This is a genomic window from Methanosarcina sp. (genome assembly GCF_028693135.1).
In the GTDB taxonomy this organism is placed as follows: domain Archaea; phylum Halobacteriota; class Methanosarcinia; order Methanosarcinales; family Methanosarcinaceae; genus Methanosarcina.
The window spans coordinates 24,452-47,799 of sequence record NZ_JAQUVZ010000021.1; the positions used below are offsets into that span (position 1 = coordinate 24,452).

A 23,348-nucleotide genomic window follows, 5' to 3' on the forward strand; every position below is an offset into this window, starting at 1 on the left:
GAAAAAGCGTATCAAGAATGGAAAGCGGAAAAGCACCGGTAAAAGGGGAAAAACTTAAAAAAAGCCTGAGAAAGGTTTGAAAAGAACCTGAAGGAAAAAAATCCGGAGAGAAAAAAAAGATTGAAGAGAAAAAAGATTGAAGAGAAAAAATCCGGAGAGAAAAAAAGCCTGAAGAGAAAAAGAGACTGAAGAGAAAAAAAGATTGAAGAGAAAAAGAGACTGAAAAGAAAAGGTTTGTCAGCAGAACGGCTGCTGAAGACTTATTTACTTGACTTATTTCCCTTACAATTCCTTTTTAATGTTTTTTCTTGAAAATGCCCATCATGCTTTTTAACCGGGTCGAAAAACTTAATCCACATTCTTTGCTCTGGTTTTCGGTTCTTGAGAGCTCCTCTCTCTGCTTTTTGCAGGGTCCGTTTTTTGTACAGCCTTTTCCGCTTAAGACTTCAGGGCACTGGTCACAGTACATTTTTCTACCTCAAATGTTGTTTTGCAGTATCTTTCCGATACCTTCTTTCTGATACTTCTTTTTGATACTTTCTGCCTAACCTTTCCGATACTTTCTGCCTAACTATACTTCCTTTCCGGTGATTTTCTTTGGTTCATGAAGCACATGTTCAGAAAAGTATCTATTACATACCAGTATCTTTTATGTACTAATTCTTATGTGAAGTCAATGCATATATGACAACCAGTTTCAAATTCGATACCTCAATGTCAACTTATTGTCAACGAAAACATTTATTTATGAGTAAACGTTCTTTTCCGATATCATTTTGATTTTATTTTGTGGTTAACAATATGGCCACTAAGTCCAATAAGTCCAATATGACAATTAATCTGGCAACCGACAAAAATATGCAAAAATCTAAAATTTACCCTATTGAGCAGTGAGGGTTCAGTTTCATGAGCAGAAAAACTACGTTTCCAAAAGTAATGTGTACCCAGCACCCGGATTCTGCATCCAGGTACATCTCCACGCAGGAAGAGCCCGGGGAAGCAGTTGAAGCTGCGGTGGTATTCGGCTGTGACGAATATATGCCGGATTATGAGGGAAAGGCAACTCCCTATCATCAGAATGTCCAGATCGTATCAAAATTCATAGAAGAAACAGACCTTGTGCCCGGAAAAGATTTTTTTATCACTCCGCGGGCTCCAAGTGCAGTTCAGGAAAACCGCTTCAGGCAGCTTATGGTAATGATGTCCATCGCCGAAGCCAACCACGGTGCCCTTGAATATTCGGATGTCCAGGCAATCAATGAATTCGTGCATCCGATGACAGGCACGGTCAGGGAAATCATTGAAGCCCAGCAGCATATGGCAGACGTAAGCGAGCTTGCAAAAAAAGAATTCGGGTTTTCAATGGAAGTCCCGAGGATAATTCCCCTTATAGAGGATGCTCCTGCCCTGCTGCACGCAAAAGAACTTGCAGAAAGTACGCTCCTTGCCTGGAAAGAGCGGTTCGGGACAGCTCCGGAGAAATTCAGGGTATTTTTAGGCAAATCCGACTCTGCCCTGTCTTTCGGGCATGTGGCAAGCACCCTCTCATGCAAATACGCCATAAGCGGGCTTTCCGAACTGGATTCAGAACTCGATATAGAAACAGGCATCATATTCGGAGCTGGAACGCTACCTTTCAGAGGGCACCTGGACCTGAAAAACGCGGAAAACTTTTTTAAGGAATACCGGGGAGTCGGGACTGTTACCCTGCAGTCGGCTCTCAGGTACAGCCATGAAAAGGGGGATGCTCAGGCCCTGGTCCGTCTTGCGGAGGCAAGGCTTCCGGAAGCTCCGAACCTCTTTTCTCCTGAAGAAAAAGAAGAGCTTGTAAACCTCATAGGGATATTCGGGGCAAGATACGCCCGGGTCCTCAGGGAACTGGCGCCCGCTATAGACAGGCTTGCAGGTCTTCTCCCCCAGCAGCGGGACCGCCTGATGCACAAAGGAAAAGGCGGCTATTCAAGGAACGCTCCTGACATTTCCGGAATTGTCCAGCTCTGCCGCAGCGACATCGGAAAAGAGCTAAAAGCCAGCATGCCTGCAGAAGCCCTGCATCTCCCGCGAGCGATCAAGTTTACCGGTGCTCTCTACTCCATAGGCCTGCCTCCCGAATTCATAGGTACAGGTACTGCTCTCAAAGAAGCCCGGGAAAAACTTGGCGATGAGGTCTGTGAAAGGCTGCTTACAAAATATTTCCCTTCCCTTGCGAGCGACCTGAGTTTCGCATCCGGATACCTGGACCTCAATGTAGCCTCCCGCTTCCTCTCCGGAGCCTGCCTGAAGGAAATCCAGAGAGATCTCGATGTCTTACGCGACACCTTCAGCCTTAAAGTCCGGCCCGAGCCTTCATACCGCATCCTGCTTGAGATGATGCAGCCTGAACTCCTGCAAGCAGGGACCGCAGGAAACTGTATGGATGAGGAGGTTTCACAGCTCGTATGCTCGACCCTTACCAAAATGGGAAAAATCAGAAAGGCTCTGGGTTGAGGGTGAAACTTCCCTTGACCTCTGGAACCTTTTTTGAATCGATATAGTATGGAAAGCCTCCACCAGCCTGTTTGGCGACCCTGCACAAAAAGAAGCAAGAAGTGGACAATAATAGAATGAAGAAAAAAGGCTTGAAAAGCAGTAAAAAATGAATCGCACAACTTAAGGAAGTTAAGGAAAAAAGAATATACATTAAAATAGTTCTTCTGTTATCGGTTTTATGAACAAGATTATAGCTAAAATTTAGAGTAAACACTGCAGCAGCATGGTATATGAAGCTTGTAGATCTCATAGAATCCATAGAGCACATATAACTTATTGTATTTTTTATAACATTTTCCAAATACACTTACATAATTGGTGCAAAGAAAAAATAATTCTCTGCACCTCAATACTTTCTCATAAACCTTCATTTCTTATGCAAATCAGGTTCTTTTATTAGTAACTGCCTTTTGTAAAACTGGCACAAAGTGGAAGCATTCGCCTGGAGCTGTGCTGGGATCTACGTGAATAGTAGTGCCTGAAATATGTGGCAAATTCTTCAGAAGCTTTTCTCTTATTGCATTGGCAATTTCGTGTCCCTCTTCAACTGAAAGAGAAGATGAAACAGCAACGTTGATCTCTGCATGAAGCCTATGACCTATCCAGCGAACTTTACTTGTATCAATAACTATTTTCAGAATAGTTATTGTAATCAGCAGACCAATAAGGGGATCAATTATTGGATACCTAACCATACTCCTATTGCTCCTATAAGTACTGCAAGACTGGTCAAGCCATCAACTCTAGCATGGTAACCATCAGCAATTAGGGCTGCACTGCCAATTTCATTTCCAACTTTTATCCTCACCTGTGCCACTATTTCATTTCCAATGCAGCCAATAATTCCGGCAGCAGCTACAGCATATAAATGCTTTATTGGCTGGGGATTAAAAAGCCTGTTAATAGATTCATATCCTGCTACAATTGCACTGAACAAGATCAGGAGAACGATAATCACACCTGCAATATCTTCCATTCTGCCATATCCGTAGGAAAAGCTTTTGCTTGGCTTCCTTCTTGTCAAGATAAAAGCTATTGCAAGGGGGATTGCAGTTGCAGCGTCCCCGAAATTATGAATTGTGTCCGCAAGAAGGGCAACACTTCCAGACATAAAAACAATGATAAATTGCAGAATCGCTGTTATCATCATTCCTATAAATGACCATTTAAGAACCCGGAGCCCTTTACTCGTAGCAAGTGTAGGGGGATCCATCTTTCCATGAGTATGGCTGTGCCCGTGAAAATGAGAGAAAAACCCATGTTTATGATTTTGCTTATGGAGATCCTCAGAAGTATTATTCTCATTTAATTGCGCACTGTTCATTTCATCACCAAATTTAAGGCAAATGTAGCAAGCATAGAAGGATCTACTTTTCCGTAAGTCACGTTGTGAAAAACACCACCAAGGGAATCGTCACTATACTTACAGCCAGCGTTGCAGCCGTTATCCCAGCGGCGTAGGCACCTTCGTGTCCGTATAGCTTTGCGATCATTGGTACGACCGTCATCGTCGGCAGGGACATCAGGATGATCATTGACCAGATCATGTTATTCGGCAGATCCGTCATCAACAGGAGCTTGCCCAAAAGGATCGGCAAAATAATCATTTTAACAACAATGCCGAAATACAGATCTTTTGTTTTGAATGCGGTCTTCCAGTCGGAGTAGAAGATCAAGGCGCCCAGATAGATCATGGCCATAGCGCCAACCGCGTTTTTAATCGTCTGAAGTGTGTCATCGACGACCGTCGGCAGCTTGACACCGATCATAATGAAGATGAGTGCCAAAGCGATCGCAACGATGTTGGGGTTCACAAAGCTCTTTAATGTTATTTTCGCTTTTTTATCGGATGCAGTTGCAAGATACACCCCATAAGTCCAGAACAGGAGTTGATCGACAATACTGAACAACGCTAGATACAAAATGCCGTCCTTCGGAAATAGAGCTATAAGCAGCGGTACACCGACAAATCCGGTGTTTCCGAAAATGAACGCAAACTGAAAAACCTTTGCTTTGTCGCCGGTCGGGCAAAGCCCTTTTGCTATAATCCAGGTAACGGCTGAAATGATCACATAAAACAGAGCTGCAAGACCGATCATTGTGGCATTCTCCCAGATCATCTGCCTTGTCGTTCCGGCATAGGTCATATAAAAGATCAGCACAGGCAGAAGGATCTTTGAAACCAGTTTGGCAAGATCCGGTAGATAATTTTCCTGGATAACACCCTGCCTAGCCGCCACATTTCCGACTAGAAGAATACTGAAGAAAAGGATCATCTGATGAATGACGATTGAAAACAACATCTTGTAAATCTCCTTTTTGTTTATCTTAAAAGCGCGATAGGAATGCTGAGCCACCCGCGCGCCTGCGATATTTGCGAATCAGTTCATATAATTGTATTTCCCATTCTCTATAAGTCTATAAGCAACTACTTATAGTCACGACGCTATATATATTCACTAACATTCGAATACTTATAATCAAGACACAATATCAGCTTACTGATGCTTATTATTATTATTATTATAAGGACATTTGTCACAGGAGAAATTATATTGGCATCTCTCAAAGGCTGTCTTAAATAGTTCATCTATGTCCTTTCTATATTCAGCTAACACATCGGAATTAATTTTATAGAAGACTCTAAAACCTCTTCGATTTTCTTCAAGTATTCCAATATTCTTTAAAACCTTTATATGCTGGGACACGGCAGGTTGAGAAATGCCAAGTTGTTTAGCCACATCAGAAACACAAAAGGTTTCATTATTATTAGAAGCAAATATTTTTACTATTTTTAGTCTTTTCTCATCACCAAGGGCTTTGAGAACTTCAGCCATGCTTTTTATATGACCTTGCATTAATTTACCTCTTAATTATAAGTATATAAGCATTCTCTTATACATATTTGTCAGGTATTACAAATAATTTTCTATTTTACCCTGTTTCATCAAATACTGGAAGTTATACCCTGGCAAAAAAGGTATCCTCTTCAAGTTAGATGGAAATCCCTTCATTTTTCAATCAAATGCATTTTTCTTTTTGTTTTATCCTGAAATTATTTCACTTTGACACTTTTAGTAAGTTCAATATTAACGATTTTTATAAAATTCAAAACTACGACTGTTTTTCGATATCAAGAACAGTATAAAAAAGAGACTATGTGTATCAGATAATTTTTTTGCATTTGATAGTGAGTAATCGAAGGTAAAATGTATGAATTTACAATATTAAGTCAAATGATAACGATTTTAGAATTATGTCTAAAGTCTATGGAATAGATATTTACTAAAACACATAGCTGCATTTATCCGACATCGGTTTTATTCATTGAGTCAACAAAATCCAATAAATTTCTCGTTTTTAATTTCTAATCGTTTTAATATAATGGTGCAAAAAAGAATTCATCCATTAGATGAACGTGTTACTTCTCATTTTATATTTTCGTACTATGCATGTTTTGTACCTATACTCAGAAATTCAGAAAAATTGATTGGAATTTGTCTTAGGGAATCTATCCGAGGTAATTTTTCATTTTAGAATGGCTTAATCGGCGGAAACTCCCGTATTCCTATAGTCCCCGGAATGAATTAGTTTAGAAAAGTAGGTTTAAAGCAGACTGTTAAAATTACTGAAGTTGTGACATTATCTTCAATTTGATTCTTTTTAAAGTATGTTTGCTGGATTATGTTAAACACACCATCGTTACATTTATACAGGTTCAAAAATTTTGTGTTTTTTTAACGGAGGTATTTTAATCCTTTAAATCAAGAAATATGTTCTTTTTATCCTCATTTTTCAGACTAACTTTTAAATACTTGAAAAGATGTCACATGTTAAAGTGTTTGAGGGAGTATCCCGGACTCCTCCAAACACTTTAAAGAAAAAAGGTGTTACTATGAATCTGACATTGAAACATAAAAGCTTTGTTGTAATATTCGAGCCTTCGGATAAACAGGTGTTGATTTGCATCGGACTAATATTTGGATTAAATAACGTTTTCTCCTACGTTTGAAAAGGGTTTTCCTGATTATTGTTTATTCAGAACTTTTTTTCTTTTTCGTTGAGATAGTTGTCCTGCAACTAGCAAACAGGTTTCTTTTTTCGAGTTCTTAGTAAAGAAGGTTTTTCCGCAATTCTTATAGGCTTTTTCTATTAGGATTTCTCTCCTTTCCCTGTTCTTGAGCGAGCGAAGCCTCACTACTATAACCCATAAATAAGTCCTCTTGAGCGCAGCGAAAAGGACCGCGTACTCCCGAGGCGCAACTCGGGTGGCGCAACTCGGGCGCTCAAACGCCCTTAAAGTAATGCCCTGTCGTATATTCAATCCCTCTTATAGGTTTCAGCTTTGCCTCTTTTCCTGCAATTGCCTCTTTATATGCCTCTAAGATCTCTTCTATCTCGGCAGTAGTGTTGAACGAAAGGTCAAGCCTGAGCACGTCCACGCCGTACCCTTTCATTTTCGGAACGTATTTCAGCATGTCAAGCACCTTTGAATTATAGATAAGGGTCCGGGTGCCAAGGCGCTGGACGGGAAATTCGGAGCCACTCTGGTCAACAAGAAGCACTTCACTTTCTTCTCTTACGATTTTCCGGTCAACAAGGGGTTTTAAGAGGTCATTTTCCGTAATCAACATCACTTCTCGCCCATAAACCAGAATTTCGGTCTGGCCTGAATCCCCACATGCCTGAAGAGCTTCACAGACATGTTTTATTTCGCTCAGGTTCAGTTCGCTTGAAAGGGTTGCCCTGTACGCTCCTGCCTGGTAGAAAGTGCTCGCAGTAAAAGCATTGAATATATTGAAGTCCTTCTGGGCGACAAAAGGTATGGAAAGCTCTTTTGCAAGCTGTGCGGTTCCCAGGCTAGAACATGCCACACTGAAGCCGGCATCCCTTATTTGTTCCAGCAGGGGTTTTAATTCGGCCAGTTCACTGTCATGGGTTATCCTTGGAATCCTGAATACAAGTTCAATTCTTTCTGTTTTCAGGTCCTCAAGCTTCTCCGCGTTTTTGGGAGACATCAGCTCCTCGAACAATGATACCGGAACATAGGCGATATCTGCTCCAGATTCGGCTGCCTGTAAGAGATAAGAAATTCCCTGCACTTCAACGCTCAGGAGGAGTTTCTTTGAAGCTGTATCTCTTGCCCTGGTCCTGCTTATGCTGCCTTCATTCTTGCTAACTTCATTCTTGCTAACTTCATTCTTGCTAACTTCATTCTTGCTGCCTTCATTTTCGCTAACTTCATTCTCATTTTCGGCACCGTTTTCTACAGCGCACAGGTGGGTGCACAGGTGGTTGAAATTTGCAAGGTCAGGGTGTTTTTGCTCTTTTTTATTTTCCGTCAGGGTTTTTTTCAGCAGGAGCTCTGCAGCCTTTCGCCTTGCATTCTTCAGCACACAGACCGGGATAAAGATGTTCTCGTCAGCTTCGATCTCAATGGAGGCGGCTTCGAAAGGAGTGTCTCCAAGACTTTCCATCGCCTTTCTTATCTGCTCTTCAGTGGTTGGGGCTCTTTCGGCTTCCTGGACGATATAGTCGTCTACAAATTCTGCATATGCAGCTTCTTCTGTTCTGCTGCTTTCTTCGCTTTCTGGGCTGTTTCCACTTTCTGGGCTGTTTCCACTTTCTGCGCTTTTTCCGCTTTCTGCGCTTTTTCCGCTTTCTGCCCTGATCTCAACCTTAAAATGCTCCCCTTTTCTGGCTCTTGCCTTCAGGCTTACGGGGAGAGCTTCTAGTTTTGTTTTCTGAAGGGTATCAAGGAGCTGCGTATCTGTTGTGAGGTAGAGTTCGTCCCCCCGCTGGACAGCTCTGCCTGTCTTTGAGCTGATCTCAAGCCCTACTTTTTCGTCTTTTTTTGCGCTTTTTACTTGCTCGCCTGTAATCGTTATAATCCCTGTTACTGCAGAGCCGAGCATCCTTTCCCGCGTGAAGAGGCTTATTCCGTCTTTTACCTGGATATCTTCTTCAAGCCGGACTGTAAGTTTTGTGTTCCCTTTTGAACGGGAAAGGTCCAGGACTTTTCCGAGGAAGGCTCCGTAGTTTGAGCTATATTTGGGATGAGACACGCCTTTTTCCCCGAGGATGAAGCCCCGCGTAAAGCCTCTGTAAAAAAGTTTGGCAAGCTTTGCTTCCCTTGCTTCAAGCTCTTCCTTTGTTGGATTTTCTCCGGCCCTGCAGATGCCTTCAACTGCAGCTTTGTAGGCAGCGGCACTTGCAGTCACATACTCGGGCTTTTTCATCCTGCCTTCGATTTTGAGGCTAACAACCCCGGTTTTTACGATATCCTCAAGCCCTGTGAGCGTGGAAAGTTCGGCACAGCTTATGGGGTAACTTCCCCCTATATGCCTTTCATCAATTTCCCGGCCGTCTACCAGAAAATTGTATCTGCGCCGGCAGGGCTGAGCACAGGCTCCCCTGTTTGCGCTCCTGTCGTGCAAAAAACTGCTGAAAAGGCATTTTCCTGAGTAAGAATAGCAGAGGGCTCCATGGACGAAGATCTCGATACCCACTTTAGAGTGGTCCACAATATCCTTTACCTCGGCTGTGGTAAGTTCCCTGGAAACGATCACTCTTTTTGCACCCAGCCCTGCTGCAAAATCCACTCCATTTTTATTGTGGATAGTCATCTGCGTGCTTGCGTGAAGGTCCAGGTCCGGATAGATCTCCCTTAAAAGCCTGAGAAGCCCGAGGTCCTGTAGAATAATAGCATCGATTCCGGATGCGTATGCGCGGTCCACTATCTCAAGGGCATGCTGCAGTTCTTTTTGTTTTATGGGGATGTTCAGGGCAAGGTAAACAAGGACTCCGTGTGAGTGAGCCAGGTCAACAGCAGCTTCCAGGTCATCAATGGTGAAGTTTTTGGCTCCCTGGCGGGCATTGAATTCGCCAACTCCAAGATAAACGGCATCTGCTCCTCCCTTGATTGCACCAAGCAGAGCTTCGTTGTCGCCGACCGGGGAAAGGATTTCCGGGGGATTGCAAGATATATTTTTGTCAGACATATTCGATCAGGGGTATTTTCTTCAGGTTAGATCAGATGTATTTTCTTCAGGTAACTGTAATTTCTTCAGGTAACTGTAATTTCTTCAGGGAACTGTATTTTCTTCAGGTAACTGTAATTTCGGGTGAATGGAAAATTTTGATATCTGAAAAGTGACGGGAACTGTTGAGAAAAAGATTTATGTAAATCAGTTCCGAGCCTATTTAAACCGTAAAGGCGCTTCTCGCATAAAAAATGGATGGTAAAGTCCGTAATGTCAACAGAGTAGGTCAGCTCCTCTTAGCCTGTTTTTATGATCTCTTAGCCTGTTTTATCAGGTTTATTCTGGTGGGTGCCTTTTTTGATGTTATCCCCCAACTTTGCGATTTTATGATGTCAGTTTCACACTGAAACTTAATTAAATAAATAAAATAGATATACCAATAACTCTTAGTATTATTGGTAAAGTTCTTTATTTTAGGAAGTGCTATTTCCAATCAATGTGATCATGCATTCAAGGCTAAGAAAGTAATGGGGATTAAAGTGGTTTAGATGTATTTGCCCATGAAGAGCGTACTTGTCGTGGAAGATGATCCTTTAATTATGGAACTTGTCAGGACCCTATTGGTTTCATTTGGATACGACCCAATAGAAGCTGTTGATGGTGCCATGGCTATTGAACTCAGTAAAAAAAATAGCTTAAACATTATATTATTAGATATACAGTTGCCCCGGATTGATGGAACTGAAGTACTAAAAATATTGAAAGGAGATCCTGTCACACGTGAGATCCCGGTTATTGCCCTTACAGCCCATGCAATGCGCGGCGATGAGGAAAAGTTTCTGAAAGCAGGGTTTAGTGGTTATGTTTCCAAGCCCATCGACATTCAGAAATTCAAATCACTCATAATAGAGCTCATCGTATGAAGTGAACTACCCCCCGCTAAAGCTGTGAGGCTTCCTGCTTCATACCTCGAACTACCGTTCACAAGTCCACAGGCTCTACCCTCTGTCCCAGAGGTGAAAATTATTTAATACAAATATTTCTGGTTTCCTTGGCTTGGTTATTGCTTAGGAATTCAGTACGTAATATGGGACTGGAAAGTATTTCAAGGTTAGAAGATAGCGAAAATGAGAGAAGTTTACGCCATTCATCCCGCAAGCTAAAGCAAGGGGCTTTATGCCTGTCACAAGTAAAAACAGAGAGAAGGGTATTATTTTTATTCTACGGGGAAAATACAATGACAGATTTTTTCAGAAATACGTTTGGGAAAAAATCGGATGATTTGTTAATTATTTTAGTCGTGGGCCTTTTCTTCACATCATTTGCCTCCTACTTTGGTATTTTTGAATCCATCATTTTATTTGTTGAAGAATACAGTAACCGTGAAATTGGTGGGATGCTTACTCTTTTGATTTATCTTACCTTTGCTTTCGGAATTTTCTCCCTGCGGCGCTGGATGGAACTTGAAAATGCTCTGGTGCTTCAGGAGCAGGCAGAAGAGAACATCAGAGAGAAAGATAAAAGATACAGGGCTCTGTTTGAAGAGTCAAATGATGTAATCGCTATTCTTAATGAGGAAAAAGTCCTGGACCTTAATAAAAAAGGCCGCATTGCTCTCGGGCTGGGCAACGGGAACCTTGTAGACGTCTCATTGGGGACACTGGTGCCCAAAGAATATCTACTGACAGTCCGGGAAGCCCTGAAAGCCACTCTTGCAAATGGGACTTCCCGTTTTGAAATGAAATTTCAGAAACAGAACGGGGCTATTATTGATGTGGAGGTTAATTCCTCTTCCTTGAGCCTTGAGGACAGAGAAGTCCAGTTTGTTGTTAGAGATATAACTTCACGTAAAAGAGCCGAAAAAATGGAGCATGAAAGCCAGGAGAGGTTGAATAAAATAATTGACAATGCCCTTTGCGGGATTTTACTGGTAGAAGTTTCCACACACGAAATTGTGGAAGTAAATCCGGCAGCTGAAGAAATGATAGGGCTTCCGAAAGATGAACTCGTAGGAAATGTCTGTCATCAATTCGTCTGTCCTGCTGAGAAAAATAAGTGTCCGATAACTGACCTGGGGGAGACTGTCGACAGGTCTGAGAGATTAATGCTCAGAAATGGAAGAGGTGAACATTTATCTGTCCTGAAAAGTGTGGTCCCTGTAAAAATAGGAGGGAAAGAATACCTTATAGAGAGCTTCATCGACCTATCCGAACGCAAAAAAGCCGAACAGGAACTATTGCAGGCAAAGCTTGCTGCTGAAAGTGCCAACCGTGCCAAGAGCGAGTTCCTGACGACTATGAGCCATGAACTGCGTACTCCTCTTTCAGCAATCATCGGATTTTCGGATGTGATGCTCGGCGGAATGAGCGGGGAATTCAATGAACAGAATAAAAAGTTTCTCAACAACATAGCTAACAGTGGAAAACATCTCCTCGCCCTCATAAATAACATTCTTGACCTTTCCAAAATTGAAGCCGGCAAGATGGAACTGGATATGGAGATGTTTTCAGTTTCCGAAGCATTTAGCTACACCAGGGCTGTAACCTCAGATCTTGCCCTGAAAAAGGACATCACAATAAAATATGATCTGGTGCCTGAGCTTTCAATCTATGCTGACAGGATACGTTTTAAGCAGGTCATCTACAACCTTATGAGCAATGCCATAAAATTTACACCAAAAGGTGGATCAGTAGAGGTTTTGGCCGCAAAAGCAGGAGATTCTGTCAGGGTAAGTATTTCGGATACGGGGATAGGAATTTCAGAAAAAGACCAGAAACTCCTTTTCCAGCCCTTCATGCAGGTCGATTCCAGTATCAGCCGTCAGTATGAGGGCACAGGGCTTGGGCTGGCTCTGGTCCGGAAGTTCGTAGAACTCCACGGGGGCAAGGTCTGGGTTGAGAGCGAAACTGGAAAAGGCTCGACTTTTACATTTGAATTACCTTTGAAATACAGAAAAATTTCCTACACATGCATAAATGGTTCAAGCATTTCCAAAAAAATAGTCCCGCTTACAGTCGAAAAGGAAGAAAAGGAAGAAACTTAAAGCCAGTATCCTTAAAGCCAGTATCCTTAAAGCCATTAACTTTAAAGTCAGTATCCTTAAAGCCATTAACCTTAAAGCCAGTATCCTTAAAGCTATTAACCTTAAAGTCAGTATCCTTAAAGCCAGAAACATATGACGAAACTGGGGCTTTGGTAATGAATCCGGCAATCCTGAACCTTAATCCTATCAGAAGCAGGAGCAGATTTCAACTATTTTCAGGACCTTCTTTCTTAAGGAAGTCCAGGGTCGCCTCTGCATATTTTTCCGGGAAATAGCGTTCTCCGGAGTGCTCTCCATCCTCGAATATAATAATCTGTACTTCAGGAAGCTTTTCTGCCATTGCAAGAGTAATTCCCGGAGGAGTGTACTCATCTTCCGTACCAACCAGAAGCAGGGTTTCACTCCTTATTTCCGGCAGGCGTTCGTAGGTGCCGTTCCATTTCAGGTTTGCATCTGCCTGTTTCCGGATTGCGGGGCTGATTCCTGAATTGTTTGCAACGGACTGAAGCATACTTTTGAGATAACCGGCTTCAGGGGCATCAACGCTGTAAACTGCTGACGAGAAGACAAGTTTATCAACTTTTTCCGGATAATTGAGAGCCAGTTCCTGAGCAATGGATGCACCCATTGATGTTCCGAAAACACTGGCTTTTGGAATCCCGAGAGCCTCGAGAAGGCCGGCTGTATCACTGGCAAAAAGTTCAAGAGAATAATTTTCCTCGTCATCTGAAGAGTACCCTACTCCTCTGTTATCGAATACGATTACCCTGTAATCCTGAGCCAGCTCCCATACAAAAGTTTCGTTCCATGCACCCATGGTTCCCCCAAAACCCATAATCAACAGAAGGGGCTCTCCTGACCCGAACTCCCTGTATCCGAGTTCGATTCCGTTAACAGAAACATACTTTACAGGAGAGGAGTCGAGGGAAAAGTTTGAAGCCATTAATTGTTGAGTCGAGTCTTCTTGTTGAACACCTGTACACCCGGAACCTGCAAGAAATATAAGAAATAATACCGTTGGGAATAGGCTCTTCAGGAGAAACGAGTTTTTCATACTAAACGAGTTTTTCGGACTAAACGAGCTTTTCAGACGAAACAAGTTTTTCATATTAAACAGGTTTTCTAAGGTTAACAGGTTTTTAAGACTCATCACTTTTGATTAAACTCCGCCTCTCAGTATAAATATTGCTGTTCTAATTTTCTATTTAGGATAAGCTGAAAGTCTGTTCTATCAAAACTATTTTTTGATCCTTCCTGAACCAACTTCAGGACAGTTTCTTACCTTGCCCAGGATCCTGAGAATTCAAACACATTATTGGTTTGAACTTCCTAAATATACCTCTCACACTCTCACACTTTTAGAGAATTGTCATATTTTGACAGAACCCTTATATGTATGTAAAATAAATATATGTAATATACTTAAAAACCTTATAATGAAATATTGTCTGTATCAAGTTTAAAATATTTCTAAACTTTCTGAGAAGTATATAGTTTCTCATTAGTTTCTCATATTTTTTTGCACATCGTTTTTCAGATAGAGGCCGAAATTTGTTTTTGGTCTCATAATAAGTAACCTGGTAAAATAGGAGAGAATATGAATGTATAAATATGGCATAAATAGGTATTAGCGCATAAATACAGACCCGCTTGTCTAAAAATAAGATTACTGGCTAATTTGCTTTATTTATATTTCCATAAGATTTCTATTAGAAATTTTTACATGAACTTTCTATTCAGGATTTCCTATCCGGAATTCCTATTTAGGAGTCTTTATCCAGAATTATCTATTTCGATTTAATCCGCTTTTGGCGGTTAATAAATGATGAAGTTTTGTAAAAAATTGAATTGTGTTGCAGAGATGTAATGCAAAACAACCCTACGAATAATCAACCCTCAGAATATATGCAATTATCAGTTCAGCGCAGGCAGAAAAATTAATTCTGCAACAAAGCAGCTACACCTTCGATTTGCATATTTTCCAAAGCTTCATCTGGAACAAAAAATGTCTTTATAGCAACCATTTACAAAAGTTAACCAACACACAACAAATTTTTTAAAAGAATACAACGCCCTGAAAAAGTATAATGTCACCTATCTTGCTTTGAACAGGTCTTTCGTAAGAAAAGCCTGGGCTTTTCTTTCTCCGAAAGGACCGGGAATCCGGCTGCATGCTCCCAAAATAGCGGCTTTGCAGCTTGCGGAGGCCCGGATATGGTAAGTGACGAAGAGATGAGGTCCGGGAACATTTTGAATCTATTCTTGAAGTTTGCTTTTCCGGCAGTTGTGGGGGTTGTCGTTGCAGGAATCCAGGGAATAATCGACGGCTTCTTCATAGGAAATGCGGTTGGAAGCCAGGGACTTGCAGGCATTACCCTTACATATCCCCCTTATCTGGTTATAATTGGAGCTGGCATAATTATAGGGATAGGCTCGTCCAGCCTTACAGCTCTGGAACTTGGAAAAGGCAATGCAAAGGGAGCACTGGATATAGTGAACAATGCTTTTCCTTTATGCCTTCTTGCAGGAGCCATTTTTACCATAGGCGGGCTGATTTTTTGTAAAACCTCAATAAATCTCCTTGGAGCCAGTGGGACTGCCCTTAGCCTTGCTCACGAATATCTGCAGATAATCTTCCTGGGTTCTGTCTTCATGATCCTTAATATTGCCCTCGAACCTCTCGTAAGGAATGACGGAAAACCAAAGCTATGTATGAACATAATGGTTGCCGGAATAGTTGTAAACGTTGTGCTTGACTACCTCTTTGTCATGCGTATGGGAATGGGAATGTCCGGTGCTGCCATTGCAACAGTAACTGCCTTTGCTCTGTCTGCATTGATGCTCATGTATTACCTTTTCGGCAGCGAGGCAAAGTTGAAACTCCGGGTTAAATCCATGAGATTCAAAATAGGAATCCTGTTCCAGATCCTCAGAGCAGGCCTTCCGTCCTTTGTAATGCAGATTTCCCTGGCTCTTGTGCTCTTTGTGCATAATTACATGCTGCTCATATACGGTTCAGAGCTTGCGGTCTCAGCCTACGGGATCATAGGGTTTGTCTTTTCAATCTTCTACATGCTCTTTGAAGGAATAGCCCTTGGTGTACAGCCAATTATCGGTTTCAATTACGGGGCTGGCTACTATGAAAGAGTTTCGAAGACTCTGAAACTGACAATGTTTTCGTGTATCCTTGTCGGAGCTTTAGGATTTCTGTTAATCTACTTCTTTTCCGAGAACTTAGTACATATTTTCAACAGGGAAGACTCCGAACTTCTGGTAGTTACGCTTAGAGGAATGAACATTATTATGTTCTCTTTGCTTGTTGAAGGCACAGTGCTTCTCACGGCCATCTATTATCAGTCAATAAACAGGGTCAGAGCAGCCCTCTTTATCCATCTAGGAAAGATCTTCATTTTTCTCTTTCCCCTGCTGTTCATCCTTCCCAGGTTCTTCGGGCTCGATGGTGTCTGGTCTGCAGCTCCGGCTACGGAATATATTATGATGGTAGTGGTGCTGGTTATGCTTTCTAAGGAATTTAAATTCCTCAGTAACAACGGAAAGACAGTCATCAAGCAACCAGTAGATACAAAACATGTAGTGTCGGTGTCCAGAAACAATGTAAAAGCAGGGAGTGAAGAGAGTAAAGGGTTTGTTACTTTCAGGCACGCTGATAAAGTAGAAACCTCATGATTCACCCCTTCAATGGCATTTTATGTGCTGCGGTCTTGACAAAGGGGCAGAAATCCCCCTTACCATCCCGTAAAGTAAACCTGTAAGTTATGCATAAATCGGGAGTTTACTGAGGAATAAAAAAAATATAATTTCAAGTATTTGGTTAACGATATTGTCTTTGATGATTATTTGGTCGTCTCCCCAAATAATTGACTTGATTTTATATAATATTGAATCTATTATTTGGAGGCATTGGAATCACTTCTGAAATCGATTTTTCACAATATTTTTGCTGGAACAAAGATTGTGCTGATTCTGGAGTTAAAAATCAAGGGAATATAGTTTTTAAAGAGAGATACGGTAAAAATAACCATGCACTTCTTAAATGTAAAATCTGTAAGCATTGCTTGAGTAAAACAAAAGGTACAGTATTTTTCGGACTCAATACTCCTGATGACGAATTTCTGAGGACATTAGCAATGATTCCCGAAAAAGGAAGTATTCGTGGAGTTGCAAGAGCTACTGGACATAGTAAAGAAACAGTTTATAGATAGCTCGAGATTGCAGGAACCCATTCAAAAGAAGTTACAACTTATTTCCTCACAAATCTTAATCTTAAGAGGGTAGGTAGTGTCCGTGAGTTATTGATCTATTCTGAAAAAACGAGTAATTCCCCTGCATTTGAGGAAAATGCAGAGAGATTATTGTGCTCACTATTTTCAGTAACTTGCGGGCACGACAAGGTTACGTAATCAATTAAAAAAGGGATAGTCGAGATTTATGAGAATTTTCAAATTTTTATGTATATTTGCTTTTATGACAGTTCTGGTCCTGATTTCCGGCTGCACCGAGCCCGGAGAACTGCGTACTGAGTCCCATTCTACAGATGTAGGAAACGCCAAATCGGTCCATGCCCTGATAAGAATGGGAGCCGGGGACTTGGAGCTTTCCGGAGGCTCAGAACAGCTTCTGACCTCAACTTTTACTTATAACGCTGATCCCCTAAAACCTGAGGTCGAGTATGAAGTTGCCGATGAGAACGGCAGGCTTGTTGTCCGCCAGAGTGACGTCTCCGGAAGCATCAACAGAGGCAAGTTCCGGAATGAATGGAAGCTCCGCTTCAATAATGATGTGCCGCTTCTGTTGGGTATAGAATTTGGTGCTGGTAAAGGAAACCTTGAGCTTGGCAGCCTGAATCTGGCCGGAATGGAACTTCAAATGGGGGCAGGGAATGTTCAGATGAACCTTTCCGGTAGCCGGGCCCTGACCAATTTATCCCTGGAAATGGGGGTTGGAGATGCTGTTGTGGATCTCAGGGGAGACTGGGAACATGACCTGGATGCCAGGATTAAAGGAGGTGTCGGGTCCCTCACCCTGCGGCTTCCGGAAACGACAGGAGTGCGCATAAAAGTTAAAGGAGGTGTCGGGGAAATCAGGACAGGCGACCTGAAAAAAGATGGAGAAGCCTACGTAAATGAGGCTTACGGAAGTTCGGATGCTACTCTGGATATTGAGGTTGAAGGGGGTTTAGGGAAGGTCTTTCTGGAAACCGGGGGAATAGAAGGTGGAGAAATTTAAAGGACGGAAAAAGTCCTGAAAGAAAAAGCACAGGAACTCCGGGCTTCTGACTTCGTGGAACTTGAAGCATCCATCCTTGAGGAAATGAGCGAACAAATACCCCGGGAGCAACAGTTGCTGTTGTCAAAGGAGATGAGGCTTCCCAGGTGACCTCACACCAGCTACTGACCCATACGGTGGGCCGGCGGGACGAAGCCAGTCATGTGGCTCGATGGTGTCTGGTCTGCAGCGCCGGCCACAGAATATATTATGATGGTAGTGGTGCTGGTTATGCTTTCAAAGGAATTTGAATTCCTCAGGAACAACGGAAAGGTCGGGACCAGACAACCAGCAGATACAAAACATGTAGTGTCGGTGTCCAGAAACAATGTAAAGGCAGGGAGTGAGGAGAGTAAAGGGTTTGTTACTTTCAGGCACGCTGAAAAAGTGGAAACCTTGTGATTCAACCCCTTCAATGGCATTTTATGTGCCTGCGGTTTTGACGAAGGGGCAGAAATCCCCCCACCATCCCGTAAGTAAACCTGTAAATTATGCATAAACCGGGAGTTTACTGAGCTTTTTATCCGGACTTATTTTTCGCCCCGTTGCAGACTTACTTTTCATGTTTTATCCGATGAAGCGGGTGGGTCCTATCTGTTTCACAGGTTAACTGTTTCACAACTCATGACAAAAATTTATATAGTCTGGCCACTTTGTATACCCCGGATAATATTCTTTAAAGAGCCATATCTCTCAAGGGCTAAAGCTTGCCATAAATGCGGTACAGGAAATAAAATGAGGGGTACTGATGCCTGATGATGATAACTATTCTAGGGTGATTCCCGTATGGAAATTTGCACTTTTCTCTGTAGCATCTTTTGGATTGTATGAGCTGTACTGGAACTACAAAAGCTGGAAATTCTTTAAGGAAAAAGATAACCTGGAAGTTTCTCCTTTCTGGAGAACTATTTTTTCAACTTTTTTTCTCTGGTCTTTATTCAACAGATATTCTTGTATGCTGAAAGAAGAAGGTTATCAGGTAAGTTACTCGGTGACACTACTTGTATTTTTTTGGATAGGAATGAACTTTACTGGTGGTATGTCTGAAAGCCCGATCTGGTTGATTTCTTTCCTATCCTTCCACGCGTTCATCCCTATTCTAAACACCACGAATGCCTATTGGGAACAAAAATTCCCTGGACTTCCCGAAAAACCTCTCATCTGGTGGCAGGTAATTCTGTTAATCACAGGAACAATTTTCGTTTTCCTGAGTATTGTGGGCACATTCATTCCTGAATAATAAACTCTGAGGACTCAATTACATTAAACCCCGGACTGATCACTGACAAAAAATATATTAACTTTAAAAGAATAGTTCAACATTAAAAACTTTAATCATGAGCTCTCTTTAACTTAAATACTGAACTCTGATCCCATAATGCAAAAAGATACTCGATCCTGATGAAACAAAACGGCAGTATACGGGAAAAAGCCCTTAAAATAGTCAGTTACCTCTTACCAGGCATCATATTTGCCCTGGCTTTATGGACTCTTGACCAGCAGTTGCACCATCTGCGTTCGAGTTATATTCTGAAAAGTATCGCCAGCGTTCCCCTGAGCCATATAGGAATTGCCGTATTTTTTACTATTTTGAGCTATGCTGTTCTAACGGGCTATGATTACCTTGCAACCCGCCATATTAACCATCCCCTTTCCTATAAACAGGTTGTCAGATCTTCCTTTATTAGCACGTCCATCAGTTACAGCACGGGTTTTAATTTCCTGACAGGCAGCTCCCTGCGCTACAGGCTGTATTCAATGTACGGGTTGACTTTCCTTGAGATCTGGGAAATTATAGTTTTTTGCATCTCCACTTTCTGGATCGGATTTTGTTTTATTACAGGTCTGCTTTTTACCTTTTATCCTGTAAAGCTGCCGGACTACACCCCTGAGGTCCTGGTTACGGTCGCGGCTCCGGTTTCACTGGAGATTATTGGGATTCTTTTACTGCTGCTTCTTGCTGCCTATTTCTTTTTATCATTCCGAAAACGGGACATAGAGATAATGGGATCCCGAATCAGGGTCCCCGAGCCAAAAATTGCTTTCCTGCAGCTTGCTTTATCCTCAACGAACTACCTGCTTTCAGGAAGCATAATCTACTTCCTCCTACCCTCAAACCCGCAGCTCACCCTGCTTCATGTGCTTGTATTTTTTGTGCTGGCACAGTTGATAGGGATGATAAGCACGGTTCCCGGGGGACTTGTCGTTTTCGAGACCACGATGCTGTTTATGCTGGGACCTTATTTCGCCACGGTTGAGATACTAAGTTCTCTTTTGATCTTCAGAGCAGTTTATTATTTCCTTCCTTTCCTGCTCGGGTTCCTGGCTCTGATATTCCATGAATTTGAAGGAAGAAAAGAATTCCTGAAAAAAGCCGGAAAGGCTACTTATTCCAGCTTCTCGGAGGTAACCCCCCAGGTCTTTTCGATCCTGATCTTTCTGGGAGGAATTTCCCTCCTTTTTTCCGGAGCCCTGCCTTCAAACCCTCAATACCTGCGTGAACTCACATACATCGTTCCTCTCCCTCTCATTGAAGCTTCCAGGCTGTTTGGAAGCATAATCGGGGTATTGCTCCTGCTTCTGGCAAACGGGCTCTGGAAGAGGATTGACGGGGCTTATGTGCTCTCCCTCATAGTCCTTTTACTGGGCGGGGTCGTTGCCCTCCTGAAGGATTTTGATTACCATGTGGCTGCAGTGCTTTTTGCCCTGTCTGTCCTTTTGTTCCCCTCAAGGAAGCATTTTTACAGGAAGTCCTCGCTTTTGCACCAGTCCTTTAGCAGAGAAAATATAATTGCCATAATTCTGGTGCTGGTAAGCTTCATCTGGCTCGGATTTTTTTCATACCGGAATGTGGAGTATTCAAATGAACTCTGGTGGCAGTTCGGGGTAAATTCCCAGGCATCGAGCTTTTTAAGAGCTGTCGTTGGAATCTTCTTCCTGCTGCTGGTCCTTGGAGTCATGAAAATGCTAAGCCCCTTTTCCAGGGATATCCACCTTCCCGGACCTGAAGAGCTTGAACTTGCAAAAATGATTCTTGGAGAAAGTCCGGAAACCTGGGGGAACCTTGCCCTTACCGGAGACAAATACCTGCTTTTTGATGATGAGAAAAAGGCTTTTTTGATGTACGGAGTTTCGGGAAAGAGCTGGATTGCTATGGGAGACCCTGTCGGGAAGAGCGGCCAGATAAAAGAGCTGATCTGGGACTTTTATGAAATGAGTAAGCTGCACCAGGGCAGAGCCGTCTTTTACGAGGTAAGCGAAAAATATATTCCCATTTATCTCGACCTGGGCCTGACCCTGATCAAAATAGGGGAAGAAGCAAAAGTCCCTCTGGAGTCCTTTACGCTGGAAGGAAGTACAGGCAAAGATTTCCGCTATGCAGTGAAAAATGTAGAAAAAAAAGGGTACTGGTTTGAAATTATCCAGCCAGAAGGGGTAATTGCCCTCATCTCCGAACTTAAACAGGTCTCAGATACCTGGCTGGAAATGAAAACCGGAAAAGAAAAGGGGTTCTCAGTCGGGTTTTTTGACGAAAAATACCTCAGCAATTTTCCGCTTGCCATTGTCAGGAACGAAGAAGAAATCGTGGCTTTTGCAAACATATGGACAGGAGCAGGCACAGAAGAGTTCAGTATCGACCTGATGCGCCACAACTCCAGTGCTCCAGCAATGGACTACCTTTTTGTCAAACTCATACTCTGGGGAAAAGAGAACAGATTCAAACATTTTTCCCTCGGAATGGCTCCCCTTTCAGGGCTTGAAAATAGGCAGTTTGCCCCTCTCTGGCACAAAGTAGGGGCTTTAATCTTTGCCAACGGGGACTATATTTATAACTACAAAGGCCTGCGGGCTTATAAAGAGAAATTCAATCCGGTCTGGAGCCCAAAATACATTGCTCTCCCCACAGGATTTAAGAAGAGCCTTGCCCTGAAAGATATTGCAACTCTGGTCTCAGGGATGAAAGATCCTTTTAAAGACATCTTTTAAGAATGCGTAATTTTTTCGAATCTGTCCAGCACCGTGAACATAAATTCTTTCGTACTGGCCAGATACTTCTCCTGTCCAACCATCTCTTCCTTTCTCTGGATGAACGGTCCATTTCCGAATTCGCCCCCAAAACGACCGATCATGGATTCAACCCTTTCTTCATGCACTTCCGGGTGAAATTGAAGCGCGACAACCCTGCCGTTGAATATAAAACCCTGATTTTTGCATCCCTCGCTCCGGAAAAGATGCCCAGCTCCAGCAGGAAGGTCAAAGGTCCGGGAATGCCAGTTGAAAACTGTGATTTCTTCCGGCAGCCCTTTGAGAAATCCAGGTTTATTTTCCTCCATCCGGACCGCCTTTACAGGATACCAGCCCATTTCTCTGTGCCCATTATCATAAACGCGGGCGCCGAGGACGTCAGCAAGCAATTGAGCGCCGAGGCAGATCCCGAGCACAGGCTTTTCTGATTCGATTGCCTGTTTGATGAAGGCTTTTTCGGCTCTCAGCCAGGGGTTTTCGGCGTAGTCGTAGATTCCCATAGGGCCGCCCATGATGATTAGAAGGTCAAATGAGTCGAGAACTGGCGGGTTTTTGGTTTTGTAAAAGCGGGTTGACTCAAGGGGGTAGTTTTTAGTTCGGGCATATTCTTCAATTGTGCCTAGGGTGTTAAGGGCGGAGTGCTGGAGAACGTGGATTTTCATGAGAGATCAATTTATTGTTTTTTCATTTAAAGTGAACAGTTCAACACTTTGTTTAAACCACAACTGAAGCGAAACTCTGGCTTCAACTCGAGTTTCTGGTGCAAATGAGGACTGCAAAATCTCACCTGTTAATTAAACGCAAAAAATGTATCTGTAAGAAACATAAAAAATTTTGATGAATTTTTTGAGGACCCTCTGAGATAAAGATAATTACGGATTTTTGATTAATGCCAAAAAAGATAGTAAGAGAAATGTTCTTTTCTTGAGAACATCTGCGGAATGTCGGGTGAAATCCAATACAAATTAATGCTGGTATAGTTAAATAATGTTAAAGCAGTGGGGTAGTAAAAAGTCCTTCAATAGTGTAAACTATTTATAGTCAACACACAAATTAAATACACTGTTAAACACTATGATTCAAACTCTAAAATCAAAAATACCGATGGGCATGGAAAAACTCAATCCAGACTCCATAACCACGGAGAGTACGGAAATCTCTGTGCCCGTGTTTCCTTCAGTCCGTGTTTTCCGTGCTTTCAGTGTTTTATCTTTTCGCTTGAATTATGGCCGACTGAGAAATTATATTCAACTCAAAAATTAATTGTACTTCTCAATGTTTAACTTACAGTTATCGTTCTTGTTTATATGTGTAAATATTTTCTACGTCGACTATAAATGAATAAATGAATAATGGTATAGTTATGAATAATGGTATAGTTAAATGGCATTAAAGTGGCTGTTTAATTAAAAATCATCCTGTAGTATAAACTATTTTACAAAGAGGGTATCGTTAAATAATGTTAAAGCGGTGGTGTAATA

Annotated in this window: 15 protein-coding genes and 1 pseudogene; 9 read left to right on the forward strand and 7 right to left on the reverse strand. The window is 42.2% G+C overall.

Going from position 1 to position 23,348, the window contains the following annotated elements; translation table 11 throughout:
• Window positions 1–295: 295 nt before the first annotated feature.
• Window positions 296–469 (reverse strand): hypothetical protein, encoded by a 174-nt coding sequence (locus PHF18_RS10790; RefSeq protein ID WP_300102428.1) that lies wholly within the window; start codon window positions 467–469, stop codon window positions 296–298.
• 437 nt (window positions 470–906) lie between these two features.
• Between PHF18_RS10790 and ppcA the strand changes: the two genes are divergently transcribed.
• Window positions 907–2,487, forward strand: a complete 1,581-nt coding sequence (gene ppcA, locus PHF18_RS10795; RefSeq protein WP_300102431.1) for a phosphoenolpyruvate carboxylase — start codon at window positions 907–909, stop codon at window positions 2,485–2,487.
• Between the two features lie 425 nt (window positions 2,488–2,912).
• On the opposite strand, the pseudogene PHF18_RS10800 reads toward ppcA, so the two are convergent.
• The 4 genes and pseudogenes from PHF18_RS10800 to PHF18_RS10815 form a co-directional block, all read right to left on the reverse strand.
• Window positions 2,913–3,853, reverse strand: a pseudogene (locus PHF18_RS10800) (cation diffusion facilitator family transporter).
• Window positions 3,854–3,911: 58 nt separating this feature from the next.
• Complete coding sequence (locus PHF18_RS10805; protein ID WP_300102434.1) at window positions 3,912–4,886, reverse strand: AEC family transporter; 975 nt, start codon at window positions 4,884–4,886, stop codon at window positions 3,912–3,914.
• 141 nt (window positions 4,887–5,027) lie between these two features.
• A complete protein-coding gene (locus PHF18_RS10810; RefSeq protein ID WP_300102437.1) occupies window positions 5,028–5,366 on the reverse strand; it encodes a helix-turn-helix transcriptional regulator in 339 nt (112 codons plus the stop codon).
• Between the two features lie 1,449 nt (window positions 5,367–6,815).
• Window positions 6,816–9,530 (reverse strand): U32 family peptidase, encoded by a 2,715-nt coding sequence (locus PHF18_RS10815; protein ID WP_300102440.1) that lies wholly within the window; start codon window positions 9,528–9,530, stop codon window positions 6,816–6,818.
• Between the two features lie 542 nt (window positions 9,531–10,072).
• Here PHF18_RS10815 and PHF18_RS10820 point away from each other — a divergent pair.
• Both PHF18_RS10820 and PHF18_RS10825 read left to right on the forward strand, forming a co-directional pair.
• Window positions 10,073–10,435, forward strand: a complete 363-nt coding sequence (locus tag PHF18_RS10820; protein ID WP_300102442.1) for a response regulator — start codon at window positions 10,073–10,075, stop codon at window positions 10,433–10,435.
• Between the two features lie 314 nt (window positions 10,436–10,749).
• Window positions 10,750–12,555, forward strand: coding sequence for a PAS domain-containing sensor histidine kinase (locus PHF18_RS10825; RefSeq protein ID WP_300102445.1), 1,806 nt, complete (start codon window positions 10,750–10,752; stop codon window positions 12,553–12,555).
• A gap of 205 nt (window positions 12,556–12,760) precedes the next feature.
• Here PHF18_RS10825 and PHF18_RS10830 read toward each other — a convergent pair whose 3' ends face one another.
• A complete protein-coding gene (locus PHF18_RS10830; RefSeq protein WP_300102448.1) occupies window positions 12,761–13,609 on the reverse strand; it encodes an alpha/beta hydrolase in 849 nt (282 codons plus the stop codon).
• Between the two features lie 1,160 nt (window positions 13,610–14,769).
• Here PHF18_RS10830 and PHF18_RS10835 point away from each other — a divergent pair.
• The 6 genes from PHF18_RS10835 (at window position 14,770) to mprF (ending at window position 21,828) form a co-directional block, all read left to right on the forward strand.
• On the forward strand, window positions 14,770–16,242 hold the full coding sequence (locus tag PHF18_RS10835) for an MATE family efflux transporter (RefSeq protein ID WP_300102450.1): 1,473 nt from the start codon (window positions 14,770–14,772) through the stop codon (window positions 16,240–16,242).
• A gap of 212 nt (window positions 16,243–16,454) precedes the next feature.
• Window positions 16,455–16,778 (forward strand): hypothetical protein, encoded by a 324-nt coding sequence (locus PHF18_RS10840; protein WP_300102453.1) that lies wholly within the window; start codon window positions 16,455–16,457, stop codon window positions 16,776–16,778.
• A gap of 262 nt (window positions 16,779–17,040) precedes the next feature.
• On the forward strand, window positions 17,041–17,802 hold the full coding sequence (locus tag PHF18_RS10845) for a toast rack family protein (RefSeq protein ID WP_300102455.1): 762 nt from the start codon (window positions 17,041–17,043) through the stop codon (window positions 17,800–17,802).
• 201 nt (window positions 17,803–18,003) lie between these two features.
• Entirely contained in the window at window positions 18,004–18,243 is a 240-nt protein-coding gene (locus PHF18_RS10850) for a hypothetical protein (RefSeq protein ID WP_300102458.1), read from the forward strand.
• A 346-nt stretch (window positions 18,244–18,589) separates the two neighbouring features.
• Window positions 18,590–19,081, forward strand: a complete 492-nt coding sequence (locus PHF18_RS10855) for a hypothetical protein (protein ID WP_300102461.1) — start codon at window positions 18,590–18,592, stop codon at window positions 19,079–19,081.
• Between the two features lie 161 nt (window positions 19,082–19,242).
• Window positions 19,243–21,828: a bifunctional lysylphosphatidylglycerol flippase/synthetase MprF gene (mprF, locus tag PHF18_RS10860; RefSeq protein WP_300102464.1), complete on the forward strand. Its 2,586-nt coding sequence runs from the start codon at window positions 19,243–19,245 to the stop codon at window positions 21,826–21,828.
• Here mprF and PHF18_RS10865 read toward each other — a convergent pair.
• A complete protein-coding gene (locus PHF18_RS10865; RefSeq protein ID WP_300102467.1) occupies window positions 21,825–22,529 on the reverse strand; it encodes a type 1 glutamine amidotransferase in 705 nt (234 codons plus the stop codon). The genes mprF and PHF18_RS10865 overlap by 4 nt on opposite strands.
• Window positions 22,530–23,348 lie beyond the last annotated feature (819 nt).